Source organism: Kitasatospora sp. NPDC023385 (assembly GCF_055664045.1).
The window spans coordinates 12229-32784 of record NZ_JBVOOL010000023.1; the positions used below are offsets into that span (position 1 = coordinate 12229).

23 protein-coding genes are annotated in these 20556 nt (G+C 73.1%); 18 read left to right on the forward strand and 5 right to left on the reverse strand.

Annotated features, from left to right (window positions below):
• The first annotated feature begins 93 nt into the window (after positions 1–93).
• Together AC0B61_RS28610 and AC0B61_RS28615 are read left to right on the forward strand one after the other, a co-directional pair.
• Entirely contained in the window at positions 94–441 is a 348-nt protein-coding gene (locus AC0B61_RS28610; protein ID WP_471744025.1) for an SCO5555 family protein, read from the forward strand.
• Between the two features lie 133 nt (positions 442–574).
• Complete coding sequence (locus AC0B61_RS28615; protein ID WP_471744027.1) at positions 575–1294, forward strand: HU family DNA-binding protein; 720 nt, start codon at positions 575–577, stop codon at positions 1292–1294.
• Positions 1295–1499: 205 nt separating this feature from the next.
• On the opposite strand, the gene AC0B61_RS28620 is transcribed toward AC0B61_RS28615, so the two are convergent.
• Positions 1500–1721 carry a hypothetical protein gene (locus tag AC0B61_RS28620; protein WP_471744029.1) on the reverse strand — a complete coding sequence of 74 codons (222 nt, stop codon included), beginning with the start codon at positions 1719–1721 and terminating at the stop codon, positions 1500–1502.
• A gap of 110 nt (positions 1722–1831) precedes the next feature.
• Entirely contained in the window at positions 1832–2515 is a 684-nt protein-coding gene (cofC, locus tag AC0B61_RS28625) for a 2-phospho-L-lactate guanylyltransferase (protein WP_471744030.1), read from the reverse strand.
• Between the two features lie 231 nt (positions 2516–2746).
• Here cofC and AC0B61_RS28630 point away from each other — a divergent pair, with 231 nt between their 5' ends.
• The 3 genes from AC0B61_RS28630 to AC0B61_RS28640 all read left to right on the forward strand — a co-directional run bounded on the left by AC0B61_RS28630 (position 2747) and on the right by AC0B61_RS28640 (position 5819).
• Entirely contained in the window at positions 2747–3577 is an 831-nt protein-coding gene (locus AC0B61_RS28630) for a lysophospholipid acyltransferase family protein (protein WP_471744032.1), read from the forward strand.
• The gene (locus tag AC0B61_RS28635) at positions 3574–4578 is read left to right on the forward strand and encodes an NAD(P)H-dependent glycerol-3-phosphate dehydrogenase (RefSeq protein WP_471744034.1); all 1005 of its coding nucleotides are present in this window, start codon (positions 3574–3576) and stop codon (positions 4576–4578) included. The genes AC0B61_RS28630 and AC0B61_RS28635 overlap by 4 nt, the downstream gene beginning before the upstream one ends.
• 98 nt (positions 4579–4676) lie before the next feature.
• Positions 4677–5819 carry a D-alanine--D-alanine ligase family protein gene (locus AC0B61_RS28640; protein WP_471744036.1) on the forward strand — a complete coding sequence of 381 codons (1143 nt, stop codon included), beginning with the start codon at positions 4677–4679 and terminating at the stop codon, positions 5817–5819.
• Between the two features lie 90 nt (positions 5820–5909).
• Here AC0B61_RS28640 and AC0B61_RS28645 read toward each other — a convergent pair whose 3' ends face one another.
• Positions 5910–6431 (reverse strand): DUF3515 family protein, encoded by a 522-nt coding sequence (locus AC0B61_RS28645; RefSeq protein WP_471744038.1) that lies wholly within the window; start codon positions 6429–6431, stop codon positions 5910–5912.
• A 20-nt stretch (positions 6432–6451) separates the two neighbouring features.
• Positions 6452–6685: an Lrp/AsnC ligand binding domain-containing protein gene (locus AC0B61_RS28650; protein ID WP_471744040.1), complete on the reverse strand. Its 234-nt coding sequence runs from the start codon at positions 6683–6685 to the stop codon at positions 6452–6454.
• A gap of 207 nt (positions 6686–6892) precedes the next feature.
• Between AC0B61_RS28650 and AC0B61_RS28655 the strand changes: the two genes are divergently transcribed.
• The 3 genes from AC0B61_RS28655 to thiD all read left to right on the forward strand — a co-directional run bounded on the left by AC0B61_RS28655 (position 6893) and on the right by thiD (position 9904).
• On the forward strand, positions 6893–7858 hold the full coding sequence (locus AC0B61_RS28655; RefSeq protein WP_471744042.1) for a thiamine-phosphate kinase: 966 nt from the start codon (positions 6893–6895) through the stop codon (positions 7856–7858).
• A gap of 168 nt (positions 7859–8026) precedes the next feature.
• Positions 8027–9052 carry an ATP-dependent 6-phosphofructokinase gene (locus tag AC0B61_RS28660; protein ID WP_471744044.1) on the forward strand — a complete coding sequence of 342 codons (1026 nt, stop codon included), beginning with the start codon at positions 8027–8029 and terminating at the stop codon, positions 9050–9052.
• Between the two features lie 24 nt (positions 9053–9076).
• Complete coding sequence (thiD, locus tag AC0B61_RS28665) at positions 9077–9904, forward strand: bifunctional hydroxymethylpyrimidine kinase/phosphomethylpyrimidine kinase (RefSeq protein WP_471744046.1); 828 nt, start codon at positions 9077–9079, stop codon at positions 9902–9904.
• Between the two features lie 211 nt (positions 9905–10115).
• Here the strand turns inward: thiD and rpmB are convergent, their stop codons facing one another.
• A complete protein-coding gene (rpmB, locus tag AC0B61_RS28670; RefSeq protein WP_014138233.1) occupies positions 10116–10301 on the reverse strand; it encodes a 50S ribosomal protein L28 in 186 nt (61 codons plus the stop codon).
• 303 nt (positions 10302–10604) lie between these two features.
• On the opposite strand from rpmB, the gene AC0B61_RS28675 reads away from it, so the two are divergent.
• The 10 genes from AC0B61_RS28675 (at position 10605) to mutM (ending at position 20552) form a co-directional block, all read left to right on the forward strand.
• On the forward strand, positions 10605–12236 hold the full coding sequence (locus AC0B61_RS28675; protein WP_471744048.1) for a DAK2 domain-containing protein: 1632 nt from the start codon (positions 10605–10607) through the stop codon (positions 12234–12236).
• Positions 12237–12314: 78 nt separating this feature from the next.
• Entirely contained in the window at positions 12315–14543 is a 2229-nt protein-coding gene (gene recG / locus AC0B61_RS28680) for an ATP-dependent DNA helicase RecG (RefSeq protein ID WP_471744050.1), read from the forward strand.
• Between the two features lie 105 nt (positions 14544–14648).
• A complete protein-coding gene (locus AC0B61_RS28685) occupies positions 14649–15182 on the forward strand; it encodes a hypothetical protein (RefSeq protein WP_471744052.1) in 534 nt (177 codons plus the stop codon).
• A gap of 90 nt (positions 15183–15272) precedes the next feature.
• Positions 15273–15857, forward strand: a complete 585-nt coding sequence (rsmD, locus tag AC0B61_RS28690) for a 16S rRNA (guanine(966)-N(2))-methyltransferase RsmD (protein ID WP_471744054.1) — start codon at positions 15273–15275, stop codon at positions 15855–15857.
• 50 nt (positions 15858–15907) lie between these two features.
• Positions 15908–16399: a pantetheine-phosphate adenylyltransferase gene (gene coaD, locus AC0B61_RS28695; protein WP_471744056.1), complete on the forward strand. Its 492-nt coding sequence runs from the start codon at positions 15908–15910 to the stop codon at positions 16397–16399.
• Positions 16400–16586: 187 nt separating this feature from the next.
• Complete coding sequence (locus AC0B61_RS28700; RefSeq protein ID WP_471744058.1) at positions 16587–17801, forward strand: ATP synthase F0 subunit B; 1215 nt, start codon at positions 16587–16589, stop codon at positions 17799–17801.
• Between the two features lie 159 nt (positions 17802–17960).
• Positions 17961–18605, forward strand: coding sequence for a YceD family protein (locus tag AC0B61_RS28705; RefSeq protein ID WP_471744060.1), 645 nt, complete (start codon positions 17961–17963; stop codon positions 18603–18605).
• Between the two features lie 2 nt (positions 18606–18607).
• Positions 18608–18781: a 50S ribosomal protein L32 gene (rpmF, locus tag AC0B61_RS28710; protein ID WP_030056747.1), complete on the forward strand. Its 174-nt coding sequence runs from the start codon at positions 18608–18610 to the stop codon at positions 18779–18781.
• A 20-nt stretch (positions 18782–18801) separates the two neighbouring features.
• The gene (rnc, locus tag AC0B61_RS28715) at positions 18802–19590 is read left to right on the forward strand and encodes a ribonuclease III (RefSeq protein WP_471744062.1); all 789 of its coding nucleotides are present in this window, start codon (positions 18802–18804) and stop codon (positions 19588–19590) included.
• An 83-nt stretch (positions 19591–19673) separates the two neighbouring features.
• On the forward strand, positions 19674–20552 hold the full coding sequence (mutM, locus tag AC0B61_RS28720) for a bifunctional DNA-formamidopyrimidine glycosylase/DNA-(apurinic or apyrimidinic site) lyase (protein ID WP_471744064.1): 879 nt from the start codon (positions 19674–19676) through the stop codon (positions 20550–20552).
• Positions 20553–20556 lie beyond the last annotated feature (4 nt).

Sequence of the window (20556 nt, forward strand, 5' to 3'; positions counted from 1 at the left end):
GTTAGCGCCGCGGGCCGCCCCGGATTGCCCATTTGGCTTTGCGGAAGAGGGCCCCGCGCAAGTACAACTGCGGGTAGATGGCACAATCAGTACATGCACCGGCACCATGAACCTCCGTACGCGGGCGGCGAACCCGCGGCGGAGGACTCCGGGGGCCGGCCATCCGAACGCCGAATTGACGATCGACCGGACGCCACCTCCGCGCCAGCTGAGGAGCCGGACGACCAGGAAGTCGCAGCGCTCTACGCGCTCGTGGCCGAGCGGTTGAAGCAAGCTCACGCCCGCGTGCATGCGCTGAACGTGTCTGCCGATGCAAAGACCGCTCTCACCCGTCAACTCCTCATCGTCACCGAGACCGCCAAGCGCGATCTTCCGGAGGCGGCAAGGCGGTTGAGTCGCTTTGTACATGACCTCGACGAGGGGCGCCCGCCGCTCGGCTGAGGTCGCCGACGCGCAAATCCATTGCGACACTAGGGTGATTCGCGCGTTCGGTAATTGAAAGTCCGCAGATACATACCTAACGTGCGAAAAGAACGGATGGAATCATCCGGCGCCCGTTTCCGAAGGGGAAGACGTGAACAAGGCTCAGCTTGTCGAAGCGGTGGCCGAGCAGCTGGGCGGTCGCAAGGCTGCCGCAGAGGCTGTCGACGCAGTGCTCGACACCATGGTCCGTGCCGTTGTGGCCGGTGACCGGGTTTCGGTCACCGGCTTCGGCACCTTCGAGAAGGTGGAGCGCTCCGCGCGCTTCGCCCGCAACCCGCAGACCGGCGAGCGGGTCAAGGTCAAGAAGACCTCGGTGCCCCGCTTCCGGCCGGGTCAGGGCTTCAAGGACCTGGTCAGCGGCAGCAAGAAGCTGCCGAAGGAGGGCCCCTCGGTGAAGAAGGCCCCCAAGGGCTCCCTCACCCCGGGCAAGACCGGTGTGGCCGCCACCCCGGCCGCCAAGCGCGCCGCCACCAAGCGTTCCGCCACCGCTGCCGCCGCCGCCCCGGCCACCAAGAAGGCCGCCGCCAAGAAGGCGACCACCCCGGCCGCCGCCAAGAAGACCACGGCCACCGCGGCGAAGAAGGCGACCACCGCCAAGAAGTCCGCCGCGAAGACCACCACCGCCGCCGCCAAGAAGACCACGGCGACCGCGACCAAGAAGTCGGCGGCCACCAAGAAGGCGACCACCCCCGCCGCCGCCAAGAAGACCACGGCCACCGCCAAGAAGGCGACCGCCACGGCCAAGAAGACGGCTCCGGCGAAGAAGACCGCCACCCGTAAGACCACCGCGCGCAAGACCACCGCCAAGTAGGTCCCGCGCGACCGTCCTCGGACGGCCTTCGGCCGAGAGCCGCGACGCCCCTTCCGCACACTGCGGAGACCGGCGCCGCGGCTCTTTCGATTTCCGGGCGCTTAGTCAGGATTCGACGGCGTGCGGCGGGGCCGAACGGTCAGTGGTCGAAGGAGGCTTGCGGGCGGGCGCCCGACGGGGCTCTTCTCGGCCTCTGGCGCGGTCCTCAGCCCTCGGCGGGGTCGGGGAAGGTCTGCAGCGTCACGAAGACCACCCGGCGGGCCTCGCCGGTGCCCTCGGTGCGGATCCGCACCCGCTGTCCGGGCCGCAGCAGCCGCAGGCCGCCGGCGTCGAAGGCGGCCGCGTCGAACGGCACCGGAGTCCCGTCGTCGAGCAGCACGGAGCCGGCCCGGGAGTCGGGGTCGAAGGTGAACGCGGTGGCCTGCATGTAAGCAGCATAGCGAGCGGGCCGGCAGGGCCCGGGGGCCAGGATCGCGTCCGGACCGCGACTGGACTGCGACCGCGACCCGGACCGTGACCGGCCCCGGCCGCAGGCGGTCAGGACAGGCTCAGCCGGGCGAACAGCGCGCTGGTGTACGGGCCGAGGCCGAGCACGGCGGCCTCGCCGAGGTCCGCACCGGTGTCGACGTCCCGGCGCACCGACTCCACGTCCGCGAGGCGCAGTTCGACCGCACCGCCGGCCGTGTGCCGGGCCCGCGAGCCGTCCCCGAAGGCGGGGGCGAGCGGGCGGCCGGGGGTGCAGGCGAGCAGGGTGGTGCCGAGGCCGGGGGAGTCGGGGAGGAAGGCCCGGCCGTCCGGCGGCACGGCGCCCAGCACCCGGGCCAGTTCGGCCGGGCGCAGGGCCGGGAGGTCCGCGGAGAGGGCGGCCAGCGGGGCCGCCGGGGCGAGCGCCAGGGCGGCCGACGCACCGTGCGCCAGCGCCTGGTTGAGGCCGCCGCCGGGCTCGTCGGCGACCACCAGCGCGCCCAGTTCGGCGAGCCGGACGCCGGCGCCGGCGTCGCGGGTGACCACCAGGACGCGGCCGACGCCCGGGGTGGCCAGCGCCGCGGTGACGGTGTCGAGCGCGAAGGACAGTGCCAGGTCGGCCCGGTGCGCCCCGGCGTACGGGGCGAGTCTGCTCTTCGCCAGGGCGAGCGGCTTGAGCGGAAGCACGAGCGACCAGTCGGCGGTGGGTGCGGCGGGCACGACGGGCTCGCTGGGGCGTACGGTGTCCTGGGTCATCGGCGTCATTGTGGCGCCGGTCCCGGAGCCCTCGCCAGGCCGTCCGAGCTGTGCGGACGTGCGTTTGATCACGCCCGCCTGGCCGGTGGGCGCGGTCGCTCGACAGCCGGTGAGCGGGCGGGCGACACTGTTCCGCGCCCGCGGCCCGGGCACCGTTCGTACCGGTGCGCGGAACCGGGAGGTCAGGACTGCGGCACTGCTCGTGCCGCCATCGGATGTGAAGGAGCTGGGGTGCCCCGCCGCTCGTACGCCAAGTTCGGCAACGCCGACTACGGCATCTGGTACCGCTTCGCGGCCGTGCTGGTGAAGCCGGTGACGACCGCCCTGGTGAAGCCCGACTGGCGGGGCTGGGAGCACATTCCGGAAGAAGGCGGCTTCATCGCCGCGGTGAACCACAATTCGATCATCGACCCGGTGATCTACGCGCACTGGCAGTACAACAGCGGCCGACCGCCGCGCATTCTCGGCAAGTCCTCGCTGTTCTCGATTCCTTTCATCGGATTCATGCTGCGCAAGACCGGTCAGATTCCGGTGTTCCGCGAGTCGACCGATGCCGCGCAGGCGTTCCGGGCCGCGATCGATGCCGTCAACGGCGGACAGTGCGTGCAGTTCTACCCGGAGGGAACGCTCACCCGGGATCCGGACCTGTGGCCGATGACCGGCAAGAGCGGGGTCGCCAGGGTCGCCCTGGTGACCGGCGCGCCGGTGATCCCGGTCGCGCACTGGGGCGCGCACGAGATCATCCCGCCGTACGGGCGCACCGGCTTCGGCAAGGGCAGGTTCAACCTCTTCCCGCGCCACCGGGTGACCGTCGCCGCCGGGCCGCCGGTGGACCTGACCAAGTACCGGGGCCAGGAGCTCACCGCCCAGGTGCTCGCCGACGCGACCGAGGACATCATGACGGCGATCACCGCCGTGCTGGCCGAAGTCCGCGGCGAGGAGCCGCCGGCCGAGCGCTACGACATGCGCAAGGCCGCCCGGCAGCGCGCCGCGGTGGCGGTGGCCGAGCGCCGGCGCGCCAAGGGCGAGCCGGTCAAGGGCATCGAGGAGGCCGGCAAGTGACCCGCTGCGCCGTGATGGGGACCGGCTCCTGGGGCACCGCGTTCGCGATGGTGCTCGCCGACGCCGGCTGCGAGGTCGTGCTGTGGGCCCGCCGCCAGGAACTGGCGGACGCCGTCAACTCCACGCACGAGAACCCGGACTACCTGCCCGGCGTCCGACTGCCCGACACCGTCCGCGCCACCACCGACGCCGCCGAGGCGCTGGCCGGCGCCGACTTCGCCGTGCTGGTGGTGCCCTCGCAGACGCTGCGCGACAACCTGGCCGCCTGGACGCCGCTGATCGAGCCGCAGACCGTGCTGGTGAGCCTGATGAAGGGCATCGAACTCGGCACCGCCAAGCGGATGAGCGAGGTCATCGACGAGGTCACCAAGGTCGGCCCGGAGCGCGTCGCGGTGGTCAGCGGGCCCAACCTGGCCAAGGAGATCGCCAACCGGCAGCCCGCGGCCAGTGTCGTCGCCTGCACCGACGAGACGGTCGCCAAGCGGCTCCAGGCGGCCTGCCACACGCCGTACTTCCGGCCGTACACCAACACCGACGTGGTGGGCTGCGAACTCGGCGGCGCCGTCAAGAACGTGATCGGCCTGGCCGTCGGCATGGCGGCCGGCATGGGGCTCGGCGACAACACCAAGGCGACGCTGATCACCCGCGGGCTGGCCGAGACCACCCGCCTCGGCGAGGTGCTGGGCGCCGACCCGCACACCTTCGCGGGGCTCGCCGGGATGGGCGACCTGGTCGCCACCTGCTCCTCGCCGCTGTCCCGCAACAACACCTTCGGCATGAACCTGGGCCGGGGCATGTCGCTCGCGGAGACCATCGCGGCCACCCGGCAGACCGCGGAGGGCGTCAAGTCCTGCGAGTCGGTGCTGGACCTGGCCCGGCGCAACGGGGTCGACATGCCGATCGTCGAGGCCGTGGTGGACGTCGTGCACAACGGGCGGCCGACCCAGGAGGCGCTGCAGGCGCTGATGTCGCGCGCGGCGAAGGCCGAGCGGCGGCGCTGAGACCGGGAGCGCGCTGGAGCGCGTGGTGACGGGGAGCGCGTGGTGACCGGGGCGGTTGACGTCCCGGAAACACCTCGCACGGTAGTCTCAAACCCGATATGAGCATCGAACAATCCTCCCCGAACCCGTCCGCCCGGAAGACGCGCGTCGCGCTGGTCTTCGGCGGACGCAGCTCCGAGCACGCCATCTCGGTCTCCACCGCGGGCAGCGTGCTCAGGGCGATCGACCGCGACACCTACGACGTGCTGCCGATCGGCATCACGCACGAGGGCCGCTGGGCGCTGACCAGCGACGAGCCGGCCCGGATGGCCATCACCGACGGCAGGCTGCCGGACGTGGCACACGTCGCCTCCGTGGACGGGCAGGTCGCACTGCCGGTCGCCCCGGGCGACCGCGAGGTGCTGCTCAGCGAGCCGGGAAGCGCCCCCAAGGCCCTCGGCGAGGTCGACGTGGTCTTCCCGCTGCTGCACGGCCCCTGGGGCGAGGACGGCACCCTGCAGGGCCTGCTGGAGCTCTCCGGCGTCCCCTACGTGGGCAACGGCGTGCTGGCCAGCGCGGCCGGCATGGACAAGGAGTTCGCCAAGCGGATCCTCGCCTCGCACGGCCTGAACGTCGGCCGCTACACCATCGTGCGGCCGCGCGAGTGGGACACCGAGGAGGGCCGCGCGGCGGTGCGCGAGCGGGCCGCCGAGCTCGGCCTGCCGCTGTTCGTGAAGCCCTGCCGGGCCGGCTCCAGCATCGGCATCACCAAGGTGAAGGACCCGGCCGACCTCGACGCCGCGATCGAGGAGGCCCGCCGGCACGACCCCAAGCTGATCATCGAGGCCGGCGTGACCGGCCGCGAGATCGAGTGCGGCGTGCTGGAGTTCGAGGACGGCCCGCGGGCCAGCGTGGCCGGCGAGGTCCTGGTCGGCGACGGCTTCGACTTCTACGACTTCGAGGCCAAGTACATCGACTCCTCCGACGTCCGGATCCCGGCGGAGCTCACCGCCGCGGAACTCGCCGAGATCCGGCGCCAGGCGGTCCAGGCCTTCGAGGCGCTCGGCTGCGAGGGCCTCGCCCGGGTGGACTTCTTCCTGCTGGCGGACGGCACCTGGATGATCAACGAGATCAACACCATGCCCGGCTTCACCCCGATCTCGGCCTACCCGAAGATGTGGGAGGCCAGCGGGGTGCCGTACCCGGAGCTGATCGACCGGCTGCTGCAGGCGGCGCTGCGGCGCTCGACCGGGCTGCGCTAGCGAACCCGTACGGCGCGGGGCGGGCCGGGAGCTTCCCGGCCCGCCCCGCGTGCGTCGTGTGCTGTGGGGTCGGGCTGCGTGGCGCCCGGCTCAGCCCGGGACGTTCGCCTTGACCGCCGGGGTGAGCGCGGCGGCCGGGTCGAAGGGGTTCTTCGCGGCCCCCGCCGGGACGGTCACCTCGACGTAGGCGGCGCGCATGGTCGTCACGAAGCGGTAGCCGCCGTCGGCGAGCTTCTGCGACCACCAGGTGACGTCGTCGACGGTCGGGGACCAGTCCGTGGCGTGCCCGCCGTCCAACTCCTCCGGCCGGTCGACGCCGCAGCGCAGCACCGTCCGGGGCGAACTGCCCCAGGCGGCCACGTACGGGGAGGCGGGCGACGGGTCCTTGCGGGCGTGGCCGAGCAACTCCTGCGGCAGCGCGGCGGCCAGGGCCGCGCAGTAGGTGGCCGCCCTGCCGCCCGGCTGCGGGACCTCGACCTTCGGGTCGGCCGGGCCCCGGCCGCCGACCAGCACGACGACGACCGTGCACGCGAGGGCGACGGGCAGGGCGAGCCAGCGGATCGGCGCCGGGACGGCGGTCAGCGCCTCGGGGACGCGGAGTTCTCTGGCCACCCGCCGATGGTAGCCGGGCCCTACAGGTGGACCACGGGACAGGTGAGGGTGCGCGTGATGCCCTCGACCTTCTGGACCTGGGCCACCACCATGCGGCCCAGCTCGTCCACGGTCTCGGCCTCGGCCTTGACGATCACGTCGTAGGGACCGGTGACGTCCTCGGCGGTGAGCACGCCGGGGATGCCGACGATCGTCCGGGCCACCATGGTGGCCTTTCCTACCTCGGTCTGGATCAGGATGTATGCCTGTACCACGGGGACCTCCCGGCGGCCGGTTACGGGGATCGCCGCCGTGAGCACCCGGTCGGGCGCGGGGGTGGAGTGGGCTCACCGGCAGTCTGATCACCACGCTACCGCGCAGCGGGCCGGGGAGGGGAGACTTCGGCGTCCCCGAAGGGCGTACGCTGCGCGCGGGGGAGCGCGACGGGGACCGGATCGGATGAAAACGCGAGAGGACGGCAGATGCAGGGGACCGTGGGCGAGCTCGGCGAGTTCGGCCTCATCAGGGAGCTGACCGCCCGGGTACCGCTCACCGATGCGGTCGACCTCGGCCCGGGCGACGACGCCGCGGTGGTGCGGACTCCGGACGGCCGGGTGGTGGCGACCATGGACGTCCTGATCGAGAACCGGCACTTCCGCCGGGACTGGTCCACCGCCTACGACGTGGGCCGCAAGGCCGCCGCCCAGAACCTCGCCGACGTGGCCGCGATGGGGGCGGTGCCGACCGCGATACTGCTCGGCCTGGTCGCCCCCGCCGACCTGCCGACCACCTGGGCCACCGAGTTGATGGACGGGCTGCGCGACGAGTGCCAGGTCGCCGGGGCGACCGTGGTCGGCGGCGACGTGGTGCGCGGCGACACCGTCACGCTGGCCATCACGGCGCTCGGCGACCTCCAGGGGCGCGCGGCGGTGACGCGCTCCGGTGCGCAGGTCGGCGACGTGGTCGCGGTCACCGGCTGGCTCGGCTGGTCGGCCGCCGGACTGACCGTGCTGCAGCGCGGCTTCCGCTCCCCGCGCGCCTTCGTCGAAGCGCACCGCCGGCCCGAGCCGCCGTACCACGCGGGCCCGGCCGGGGCCGAGTTGGGCGCGACCTCGATGATCGACGTGAGCGACGGGCTGGTCGCCGACCTCGGCCACGTGGCGCGGGCCAGCGAGGTGGACATCGACCTGAAGGCCGCCGACTTCGACGTCCCGGCGCAGATGGCGGACATCGGCCAGGCGGTCGGAGTGGACCCGCTGGTCTGGGTGCTCGCCGGCGGCGAGGACCACGCGATCGTGGCGACCTTCCCGCGCGGGGTCCAACTCCCGGCCCGCTGGCGGGTGGTGGGCGAGGTAACCGGCCGCCCGACGGGCAGCCGCAGCGGCCGGGTGACGGTCGACGGCGCGCCCTGGGACCGGGTCGGCGGGTGGGACCACTTCGCCGAGTGAGCCGCGGCCCCGCCAGGCGCCGTACGGCGGGCGGCACGTGACGCTCCGGCGGTCGGGGGACGGGCGCCGCGGGTGCGATGTGCGTAGGCTTGCGGCATCCGAGCCGCCCGCCCGCCCGTCCGGCGCGGTCGGCCCGACCGAACCACTGCGAGCGGGAGCACACCTGACATGCGCATCGGTGTACTGACCAGCGGCGGCGACTGCCCAGGCCTCAACGCGGTGATCCGCTCCGTGGTGCACCGGGGCACGGACGTCCACGGCGACGAGATCGTCGGCATCCTGGACGGCTTCCTCGGCCTGATCGAAGGCCGCACCCGGACGGTCTCGCACGACGACGTCACCGGTCTGCTCACCCTCGGCGGCACCGTCCTGGGCTCGGCCCGGGTCCGGCGCGACCGGATCGCCTGGGCGGTCGAGAACGCCAAGGCCCTGGCCCGGGAGATCGGCATCGACGCGCTGATCGCGATCGGCGGCGAGGGCACGCTCACCGCCGCCAAGCTGTTCAGCGACGCCGGACTGCCGGTGGTCGCGGTGCCCAAGACCATCGACAACGACATCGAGGCCACCGACGTCACCTTCGGCTTCGACACCGCGGTGCACGTCGCGACCGAGGCGATCGACCGGCTGAAGACCACCGCCGAATCCCACCAGCGCGTCATGGTCGTCGAGTTGATGGGGCGCCACACCGGCTGGATCACCCTCACCGCGGGCATGGCCGGCGGCGCGCACGGCATCCTGATCCCGGAGAAGCCCTTCGACATCGAGGCGGTGGCCCGGATAATCGAGGACCGCTTCACCCGCGGCAAGAAGTTCGCCATCATCGCCGTCGCCGAGGGCGCGGTCCCGATGCCCGGCACCATGCGCTTCGACCACGGCGAGGTCGACCAGTACGGCCACCGGACCTTCGGCGGGATCGGCAACCGGCTCGCCCACGAACTGGAGGACCTGCTCGGCAAGGAGGCCCGCCCGGTCATCCTCGGCCACACCCAGCGCGGCGGCACCCCGACCGCCCGGGACCGGGTGCTCGCCACCCGCTTCGGCTGGCACGCGGTGGAGGCCGTGCACCAGGGCGCGTTCGGGCACTTCACCGCGCTGCGCCGGACCGGCATCGAACTGCTGCCGATCGCCGACGCGGTGACCCGGCTGAAGACCGTGCCGCCGGACCGCTGGGCGGAATCCGAAGCCGTGCTGTGAATCGGCGCAGGTAGGTTGGGGTCCATGGTTCCGACTTCCGCTCCCCGCGTGGCCCCGCCCGCCGCGGCCCCGCCCCGCGTGCTCACCGTCGCCGGCTCCGACTCCGGCGGCGGCGCCGGGATCCAGGCCGACCTCAAGGCGATGCTCGCCCTCGGCGTCCACGGCATGAGCGTGATCACCGCCGTCACCGCGCAGAACTCGCTCGGCGTCCAGGGCTACTGGGAGCTGCCCGCCGAAGCCGTCCGGGCACAGTTCCGCAGCGTGGTGGACGACATCGGGGTGCAGGCCGTCAAGACCGGCATGCTCGCCTCGATCGACCTGGTCGAGACGGTCTCGGAACTGCTCGCCGGGGTCGACGCCCCGGTGGTGGTCGACCCGGTCGGCGTCTCCAAGCACGGGGACGCGCTGCTGGCCGCCGAGGCCGTCGCCACCGTCCGCGGGAAGCTGCTGCCGGTCGCCACCCTGGCCACCCCCAACCTGCACGAGGTGACGCAGCTCACCGGCCGGACCGTCGACGGCGAGGGGCAGATGCTGGACGCCGCCAAGGCGCTGCTCGACCTCGGGCCGCGCTGGGTGCTGGTCAAGGGCGGCCACCTGGAGGGCGAGGCCGCCGACCTGCTGTACGGCGGGGCGGGGGAGGAGCACTGGTACCGGGCGCCGCGCTACGACAACCGGCACACCCACGGGACCGGCTGCACCCTGGCCAGCGCGATCGCGGCCGGCCTGGCCAAGGGCGAACCGCTGCCGGAGGCGGTGGCTTCGGCCAAGGAGTACGTCACCGGCGCGATCGCCGGGGGCTTCGCGCTGGGCGCCGGGATCGGGCCGGTCGACCACGCCTGGCGCTGGCGCTGACCGAGGCCGGCCCGAGACCAGCGGCGGGCCGGAGTTCGGCGGCGGTCCGGAGAGCAGTGATGGGCCGGAAAGCAGCGGTGGGCGGGCCCCAGAGGGAGCCCGCCCACCACCGGTGAGTCCGGAAAACGGCGTAGCCGGTCGGGAAAACAGTGGAGCCGGTCCATCCGAGGATGAACCGGCTCACTGGAGGACCGGCATGCCGGTCTGCGCGTCAGCGCGAGACCTTACCGGCCTTGATGCACGAGGTGCAGACGTTGAGCCGCTTCGGCGTCCGCCCAATCACAGCGCGCACCGTCTGGATGTTGGGGTTCCAACGACGGGGGGTACGGCGGTGAGAGTGGGAGATGCTGTTGCCGAAGCCCGGCCCCTTGCCGCAGACGTCGCAGTTGGCAGCCACAGGAGTCACTCCAAGACTTCAGATCAGTTACTTTCGAAAACCCCGCCCACCCACCGGAAGCACTCGCGTGAACCAGACCGGATAAGGGGGTGAGCCTGGACGGTTCCAGGCAACCGGAAGAGCATACATCGCTTGCTTCCGTCCCACGAAACTACCATGACCGGCCGAGTGATCGCTCCGGCCGCCGGTCCGGGCGGCCCTCCCCGACCCCCGATAGCCTGCCGGTAAACCACCCCCGCAGCCGCCGTGCACGCGCTGCTGCCCCACAGGCCGTCGCGGCGTCCCATTCCCGGAGGAGACCTGGTGCTGCACACGCTCGACGCCCCGGCCGTGCGCACCTGGTGCCAGCTGGCCCTGCGCGCGCTCGGCCAGGCCCGCGAGGAGATCGACGCGCTCAACGTCTATCCGGTCCCGGACGGCGACACCGGCACCAACCTCTACCTGACCGTCGAGTCCGCCGCCGCCGCGGTGGAGAGCCGCTTCGCCGACCCCGCCGCCGACCCGGCGCCCGGACTGGCCGACGCGGTGCGGGCGATGGCCCGGGGCGCGCTGGTCGGCGCCCGGGGCAACTCCGGGGTGATCCTCGCCCAGTGGCTGCGCGGCACCGCCGAGACGCTGGCCGAGGGCGGCGGCGCCGAACAGCTGCGGACCGCCCTGCAGCGGGCCGCCGACTCCGCCTACCAGGCCGTCGCGGAGCCCGTCGAGGGCACCCTGCTGACCGTCGCCCGGGTCGCCGCCCGGGAGGCGGTGCGGGCCGGGGACGGGCTCGCGCAGGTCGCCGACACCGCGTACCGGGCCGCCCGGGACGCACTGCGGCACACCCCCGAGCAGCTCGCCGTGCTGGCCGAGAACGGCGTCGTGGACGCCGGCGGGCGCGGCCTGGTGGCCGTCCTCGGCGCCCTCGCCGACGCCGTCGCCGGGCAGCAGCCGATGGGGCCGGTCGCGCTGCGCGGGGACCTCCGGGCTGCCGACCACTGCGAGGTGCACCTGCGCCCGCCCGGCCCCGGCCACCCCGCCTTCGAGGTCATCTACCTGCTGGACGCACCCGACGAGGCGCTGCCCGCCCTGCGCGAACGGCTCGGCGGGCTCGGCGACTCACTGGTGATCGGCGGCGGCGACGGCCTGTGGAACGTGCACGTCCACGTGGACGACGCGGGCGCCGCCGTGGAGGCCGGGGTCGAGGCCGGACGCCCGCACCAGATCCGGATCACGCACTTCGCCGAGGCCGCCGCCCGCGCCGGCACCGCCGCCGAGCGCGGCCGCCGCGAGGAGCGGGCCCGCGCGGTGCTCTCCGTGGTCTCCGGCGAGGGCCTGGCCGAACTCTGCGAGCAGGCCGGCGCCGTCGTCCTGCACGCCGACCCGGACCGGCCGCCGGCCAGCGCCGAACTCGCCGCCGCCGTCCGCCGCTCGGCCGCCCGCGAGGTCGTCCTGCTGCTCAACGACCCCGAGCTGCGCGCCGCCGCCGGGGCCGCCGCCGACCAGCTGCGCGAGGAGGGCGTCCGGATCGCCGTGCTGCCCACCCGCTCGCCGGTGCAGGGGCTGGCGGCGCTCGCGGTGCACGAGGGCGGCCGCCGCTTCGACGAGGACGTGGTCGCCATGACCTCCGCCGCCGGCGCCACCCGGTGCGCCGAACTCGCCGTCGCCGAGGGGGAGTCCTGGACGATGGCCGGGGTCTGCCAGGCCGGGGACGTGCTCGGCCTGATCGACGGCGACGTCGCGGTGATCGGCACCGGGCTGTCCGAGGTCGGTGAGAGCGTGCTGGACCGGATGCTCGGCGCGGGCGGCGAACTCGTCACCCTGGTCCTCGGCGAGGGCACCGACGAGGCGCTGGCCGAACGGCTGGTCGCCCACGTGCGGCACCGGCGACCCGAGGTGGACGCGGTGGTCTTCCACGGCGGGCAGGGGTCGGCGCCGCTGCTCATCGGCGTGGAGTGAGCCCGCCGCCGCCCGCCGGTCGCGTGCCGCCGGCGGCGGGGCCCGCTCTGTCGCCCCCTTGGTGTAGACAGGGGCTTGATGGGCGCTCTCGATGAACCACTGACCAAGCTCGTCGGCGACCGCACCGCGAAGGTGCTCGCCGACAGTCTCAAGCTGCGCACGGTCGGGGACCTGCTGCACCACTATCCGCGCCGCTACGCCGAACGCGGCCAGCTCACCAGCCTGGACGAGCTGGAGGTCGACGAGCACGTCACCGTGCTGGCCCGGATCGAGAAGGTCACCCTGATCCCGTTCCGCGGCCGCAAGGGCGACCGCCTGGAGGTCGTCGTCACCGACGGCCGCAGCCGGCTCTCGCTGGTCTTCTTCAACCAGGGCTGGCGGCAGAAGGAGCTCAGGGCCGGCGCCCAGGGCCTGTTCGCTGGCAAGGTCGGCGCCTTCAACCGGACCCGCCAACTGGTCTCGCCCGACTACCAACTGCTCGACGAGGACGCCGGATCGGACGCCGCGCGGCAGTTCGCCGGCCGGCTCATCCCGGTGTACGGCGCCAGCGCGCAGATGCCCAGCTGGAAGCTGTCGATCTGCGTCGAGACCGCGCTCACCAAGCACCTCGGCGACGTCGGCGAGCCGCTGCCCGCCGCACTGCGCGAACGGCACGACCTGATCCCGCTGCCCGAGGCCCTGGAGCTGATCCACCGCCCGCGCAACCAGGCCGACCGCGAGCGTGCCCAGAGCCGGCTGCGCTGGGACGAGGCCTTCGTGCTCCAGGTCGCCCTGGCCCAGCGCCGGGCCGCCGACTCCGCGCTGCCCGCCAAGCCGCGCACGGCCCGCGCGGGCGGGCTGCTGGACGCCTTCGACGCCCGGCTGCCGTTCACCCTCACCGAGGGCCAGCGGAAGGTCTCCGCCGAGATCGCCGCCGACCTGGCGACCGAGCACCCGATGCACCGCCTCCTGCAGGGCGAGGTCGGCTCCGGGAAGACCCTGGTCGCGCTGCGCGCCATGCTCGCCGTGGTGGACGCCGGAGGCCAGGCCGTCCTGCTGGCGCCCACCGAGGTGCTGGCCCAGCAGCACCACCGGTCGATCGTCGAGATGATGGGGGACCTGGCCGAGGGCGGCCTGCTCGGCGGCTCGGACCTCGGCACCCGGGTGGCGCTGCTGACCGGTTCGATGGGCGTCGCCGCCCGCCGCCAGGCGCTGCTCGACATGGCCTGCGGGGACGCCGGGATCGCCATCGGCACCCACGCGCTGATCGAGGACAAGGTCCAGTTCCAGGACCTCGGACTGGTCGTGGTGGACGAGCAGCACCGCTTCGGCGTCGAACAGCGGGACGCGCTGCGCGCCAAGGGCGACCAGCCGCCGCACCTGCTGGTGATGACCGCCACCCCGATCCCGCGCACCGTCGCGATGACCGTCTTCGGGGACCTGGAGACCTCCGTCCTCGACCAGTTGCCGGCCGGCCGCTCGCCGATCTCCACCCACGTCGTGCCGGCGCTGGAGAAGCCCAACTTCCTCACCCGGGCCTGGGAGCGGGTCCGCGAGGAAGTGGACAAGGGCCACCAGGCGTACGTGGTCTGCCCCCGGATCGGGGACGAGGAGCCGGCGCCCCCGGCCAAGGGCGAGTCCCGGAAGAAGCGGAAGGCGGCCGAGGACGGCTTCGAGGAGGTCGCCGACGCCGGCGCCGCGAGCGACGAACGGCGGCCCCCGCTCTCGGTGGTGGAGACCGCGGAGAAGCTGGTGAAGGGCCCGCTCGCCGGTCTGCGGGTGGAGGTCCTGCACGGGCGGCTCGCCCCGGAGGCCAAGGACGAGGTGATGCGCCGGTTCACGGCCGGCGCGGTGGACGTCCTGGTCGCCACCACGGTCATCGAGGTCGGCGTCAACGTCCCCAACGCGACCGCGATGGTCATCATGGACGCCGACCGCTTCGGCGTCTCCCAGCTCCACCAGCTGCGCGGCCGGGTCGGCCGCGGCACTGCGGCGGGCCTGTGCCTGCTGGTCAGCGACATGCCCGCGGGCAGCGCCGCCCGGGCCCGGCTGGATGCGGTGGCGGGCACGCTGGACGGCTTCGAACTGTCCCGGATCGACCTGGAGCAGCGCCGGGAGGGCGATGTGCTGGGCCAGGCGCAGTCCGGGGTGAAGTCCTCGCTCAAGGTGCTCTCGGTGCTGGAGGACGAGGAGGTCATCCTCACCGCCCGGACGGAGGCGACCAGGCTGGTCGCCGAGGACCCGGACCTGGCCGCGCACCCGGAGCTGCGCACCGCGCTGGAGAGCCTGCTCGACGAGGACCGCGCGGCCTACATGGAGAAGGGCTGAGCGGCCCCGCGCGGCCCCGGGATTGTCAGACCCCCGCGAGAGAATGAAGGTGTTCAGGGCGCACCCCCAAGGTGCGTACCTGGCACGACACTTGGGGGTCCTGCCATGGCATTCCGTCATCTCAACGAGCTCCCGCTGGGCGACAAGGTCTTCCGGATCGAACTCGCCAGCGACGACGACCGCGAGGTCACCCTCACCCTGACCGGCTGGCGCGAGGGGGCGGCCGCCACGCCGCTCGCCTCGGGCAGGCTCCGCCTGCCGGTCGAGGACGTCGCCTCGCTGCGGATCGCGCTCAACCGCGCGCTGCGGGCGCTGGCGATCGTCGCCGACGTCTCCGAGCCCATCCCCGACCGCGACGTGCTGCGCGAGCTGTACCCCGGCCACGGCGCCCCCTGGGTGCCGCAGCACGAGGAGGAGCTGGTCCGGCGCCTCCACGACGGTGAGACCGTCGCCCGGATCGCCGCCCGCTTCGGCCGCACCCCCGACTCCGTCCGGACCAAGTTGCGCGAGCTCGGGCACGACCCGCGCCGCCCCGAGTTCTGCCCGCCCGACGGCTGCCTGTCCTGGTCCCGCTACGCCTCGCCGGCCCTGCTCGGCGCGGCCGTCCCGGCCCAGGGCGCGGCGGCGGACGCGAGCTGATGCGCTGACCCCCGGGGCCCCACCGACGCGTCGGCGGGGCCCCGACCCGTATAGCGTGGTCGGGCAGCGACGAAAGGACCTCCCACCACCATGACCCGCGTGATCGCCGGGGCGGCCGGCGGCCGCCGGCTGGCCGTACCGCCCGGCCGGGGCACCCGACCGACCTCCGACAAGGCCCGCGAGGCGATGTTCTCCACCCTGGAGGCGCTGCGCGGCACCCTGCACGGGGCCCGGATGCTGGACCTGTTCGGCGGATCGGGCGCGGTCGGGCTGGAGGCGCTGTCGCGCGGCGCCGAGCACGTCCTGCTGGTCGAGGCGGACGGCCAGGCGGCCCGGGTGATCCGGGAGAACGTCCGGACGATCGGCCTGCCGGGCGCCGAGGTGCAGGCCGCCAGGGCGGAGAAGGTGATCACCGGACCGGCCCCGCAGAGGCCGTACGACCTGGTGTTCCTCGACCCGCCGTACGCCGTGACGGACGAGGAACTGCGCGAGATGCTGATCACACTCCGGCTTGGGGGCTGGCTCGCCGAGGACGTACTCGTCACCGTGGAGCGCAGCACCCGTGGCGGCGAGTTCGGCTGGCCCGAGGGCTTCGAGGGGCTGCGCTCCCGCCGCTACGGCGAGGGCACGCTCTGGTACGGTCGCGCCGCCGACGCGGCCGGCGAGCAGGAGTAGCGGGCCGCGGGCCCGCGAGAGCCGTCACCCGACGAGGGAGCACACACGTCATGCGCCGAGCCGTCTGCCCCGGTTCGTTCGACCCGATCACCAACGGTCACCTCGACATCATCGAGCGGGCCTCGAAGCTGTACGACGTGGTGCATGTCGCGGTCGCGATCAACCGGAACAAGCAGGGCATGTTCACGGTCGAGGAGCGGATCGCCCTGATCGAGGAGACCACCGCCAAGTACGGCAACATCGTGGTCGAGTCGCACCTCGGCCTGCTGGTGGACTTCTGCCGGGCGCGCGGCATCCCGGCGATCGTCAAGGGCCTGCGTGCCGTCAGCGACTTCGACTACGAGCTGCAGATGGCGCAGATGAACCACGGGCTGACCGGCGTTGAGACGCTCTTCCTGCCGACCTCGCCGACGTACAGCTTCCTCTCCTCGACGCTGGTCAAGGAGGTCGCCTCGTACGGCGGTGACGTCTCGCACCTGCTGCCGGAGGCAGTGCACCGCCGGCTGGTCGAGCGGATCGCGGAGCGCAAGGCCGAGCAGTAGTCCGCCGGTTGTCTCTTTCTGCCGGTTCGTCACGGATTGTCCGAGGGGTGGGCGGCCGGTACGGCTCGGGCGTTGTGACCCCGCCCCGCGCTGGCCGTACAGTCTGTATCCCTGCCCTGCGGTGAGGTCCACCGCGTCGGGCCTGCCTCCGCCGGACCGTCGGCGGCACACGGAAAGACGAAGACCCGTGGACGTGCAGAACAAGGTCGACGAGATCGTGGCGGCGGTCGAGAACGCCCGCTCGATGCCGATGTCGGCCTCCTGCGTGGTGAACCGGGCCGAGCTGATCGGCCTGCTCAACGACCTCAAGGCGGCCCTGCCCGCCGAACTCGCCCAGGCCCAGTCGGTGATGGCCGACCACGAGCACGTGGTGGCCGGTGCCCAGGCCGAGGCGGAGCTGATCATCCAGGGTGCGCACGCCGAGCGCGGCTCGCTGATCTCGGACACCGAGGTGGTCCGCCAGGCGCAGTCCCAGGCCGACCGGATCCTCGCCGAGGCGCGGGCCGAGGTCGAGGCCAAGCGGGCCGAGGCCGACGACTACGTGGACAGCAAGCTCGCCAACTTCGAGGTCGTGCTGACCAAGACGCTCGGCGCGGTCGGCCGCGGCCGGACCAAGCTGCGCGGCGACGCCGGCGTCTTCGAGAACGAGCACGACGCCGAGGCCGACGGCGAGGAGTTCCGCCCCCAGCGGCTCAGCCCGAGCCCCGAGGTGGACGAGTACGTCGATGTGAAGCTCGCCACCCTGGAGAACGTGCTCGGCGCCACCCTGGAGGCCGTCGGCAAGGGCCGCGACAAGCTGCTCGGCAAGCGGCCCATCGACGACCTGGGCGCCTACCTGGCCGCCGCCGACGAGGCGCAGCAGGCCAAGGAGCGGGCCGAGGCGGTGGCGGCGGGCTTCGCCGCGGACAGTGACGGCGCGGACCTCGCCTGGTACCGCGAGGACGTCCCGCAGCAGCAGACCTGGCCGGAGCAGACCCCGGCCGCGGCCGGCTGGCAGGACCAGGGGGTCGACCAGTACGCGGCCGCCCAGCAGCAGGGCGGGCAGTACGCCGAGGTGTACGGCGGCGGCTACGACCCGGCCGGCCAGGGCGACCCGTACAACGCCCAGTGGGGCCAGCAGCAGGGCGGCTACCAGCAGCAGGGCTACCCGGCCCAGCAGCAGGGCGGCTACGACTACCAGCAGCAGCAACAGCAGCAACAGCAGCCGGGCTACGGCGCGCAGCCGTACGACGGCTACAACTACCCGCAGCCGCCCGCCGCCCCGCCGGCCGTCCCGCACCAGCAACAGGGGCAGCACGGGCAGCAGCACGGCCAGCAGCCGGGCCAAGGCCTGGACGAGACCAGCTTCTTCGACACCAGCATGATCGACATGACCAGGCTGCGGGAGCTCGGCGGCCGCTAGCGGACCTGCGCGGAGTCTCCTGACGGGACCGAAGTTGGGCCTGGCGGGAGACTCCGGTAGTCTGACCACTCCGGCCTCTCCGCGTCGGACTGTCGGCTTGCCCTCGCGGCGCCGACCTGATGGAGACGCACCGATCACCCCCATGGAAGTCAGGACACCGTGAACCGCCTCGACCACCGCGACCCCCTCGTGTTCGACACGCACGAGCTCGGCCGTCGTCCGGGTTCGATGCGCAAGGTGAGCCGGACCCTGGAAGCCCCCGAGGGCTTCGGGATCATCGACGTGATCGGCGTCCCGGAGAAGAGCCCGATCGAGCTGGAGCTCCGCCTGGAGTCCGTGGTCGAGGGAGTGCTGGTCACCGGCACCGCCGACGCCCACGTCGAGGGCGAGTGCGTCCGCTGCCTGGAGCCCGTCGACTTCGACATCGACGTGGACTTCCAGGAGCTGTACTACTACCCGGAGTCCGACGAGCGCCACCGCGCCCGGACCACCGGGACCGAGGACCTCGACGAGGACTCGGACGAAGAGACTTACCGTCTGGAGGGCGACTTCTTCGACCTCCAGCCGGTGCTGCGTGACGCGGTGGTGCTCGCACTGCCGCTGCAGCCGGTGTGCCAGGAAGACTGCCTGGGCCTGTGCTCCGAATGCGGGGCACGCCTGAGCGACGACCCGGCGCACCACCACGATGCCGCCGACCCCCGGTGGGCGGCTCTGCAGGGACTCTCCGCCGCCCCCGGCGACGAGGGTGACGGGATCAAGAACAGCGACACCCGTGAGGGTCTCGCCGAGAACCAGGAGAAGTAGCCGTGGCTGTTCCGAAGCGGAAGATGTCGCGCAGCAACACGCGCCACCGCCGGTCCAACTGGAAGGCCGTCGTTCCGGCCCTCGTGGCGTGCGACCGCTGCCACGAGCCGAAGCTCGGCCACATCGCGTGCCCGAGCTGCGGCACGTACAACCGCCGCCAGGTCCTCTCGGTCTGATCGGCAGGGTGCACGGATCGATGTCGGACGGTAACTCCACCCGCAAGGCGTCCACCGCCCCGAAGGGTACTTCGGGCGGCGGCAAGGCCGGCGGGCCGGCTTCGACCGAATACGACGTCCTGGAAGGGCGCCTCGGGTACACGCTCGAGCGCGCCCTTCTGGTACGTGCCCTGACCCACCGCTCGTACGCGTACGAGAACGGGGGTCTGCCCACCAACGAGCGCCTGGAGTTCCTCGGCGACTCGGTGCTGGGCCTGGTGGTGACCGACACCCTCTACCGCGTCCACCCGGACGTCCCGGAGGGCACGCTCGCCAAGCTCCGCGCCGCGGTGGTCAACTCCCGCGCGCTCGCGGACGTCGGTCGGGGCCTGGAGCTCGGCACGTTCATCCGGCTCGGCAAGGGCGAGGAGGGCACCGGCGGCCGCGACAAGTCGTCGATCCTCGCCGACACCGTCGAGGCCGTGATCGGCGCCGTCTACCTGGACCGCGGCCTGGACGCCGCCACCGAGTTCGTCCACCGGCTGTTCGACCCGCTGATCGAGGAGTCCTCTCAGCTGGGCGCCGGCCTGGACTGGAAGACCAGCCTCCAGGAGCTCACCGCCTCGGTGGGCATCGGCGTCCCCGAGTACGTGGTCATGGAGTCCGGTCCGGACCACGAGAAGACTTTCACCGCGGCGGCCCGGGTGGCCGGTGAGGACTTCGGCAGCGGCGTCGGCCGCTCGAAGAAGGAAGCCGAGCAGAAGGCCGCCGAGAGCGCCTGGCGCGCGATCAAGGAGAAGTACGCGGACCGGCTGCCCGCCGGGGCCTAGAGCGAGCGCAGCGAGCGACCGGGCAGGAGGGGGGCCGACGCAGCCTCCCCCTGCCCGGCCGTTCCCGCAGGAGGAGTGTTCCCGTGCCCGAACTCCCCGAAGTCGAGGTCGTCCGCCGTGGTCTGGCCGGCTGGGTCGCCGGTCGGACCGTCGCCGACGTCCAGGTCCTCCACCCGCGCGCGGTGCGCCGCCAGCCGGCCGGCGCGGTCGACTTCACCGCCCGGCTGACCGGCACCACCCTGGGCACCGCGCAGCGGCGCGGCAAGTACCTGTGGGTGCCGCTGTCCGGCAGCGGTACGGGCTTCTCGCTGATCGGCCACCTCGGGATGAGCGGCCAACTCCTCGTCCAGGACCCGTCGGTACCGGACGAGACGCACCTGCGCGTCCGGCTGCGCTTCGCCGACGGCGGGCGCGAACTGCGCTTCGTCGACCAGCGGACCTTCGGCGGCCTGGCGGTCGAGGAGGCCGAGGACGGCGACCCGGAGGGCACGCCCGTCTCCATCGCGCACATCGCCCGCGACCCGCTCGACCCGCGCTTCGACGACGAGGCCTTCACGGCCGCGCTGCGCGCCAAGCGCACCACCGTCAAGCGCGCCCTGCTCGACCAGACCCTGATCAGCGGCGTCGGCAACATCTACGCCGACGAGGCGCTGTGGCGCTCCAGGCTGCACCACGACCGGCCGACCGCGACCCTGACCCGCCCGCAGGCCGCCGTGCTGCTGGCCAACGCCAGGGAGGTGATGACCGCGGCGCTCGCCGTCGGCGGCACCAGCTTCGACAGCCTCTACGTCAACGTGAACGGCGAGAGCGGCTACTTCTCCCGGGACCTCGACGCCTACGGCCGCGAGCACGAGCCCTGCCGCCGCTGCGGCACCGCGATCCGGCGGGTGGCCTGGATGAACCGCTCCAGCTACTTCTGCCCCCGCTGCCAGCGCGTGCCGCGGGCCCGCAGCGGGGGCTGAGGCC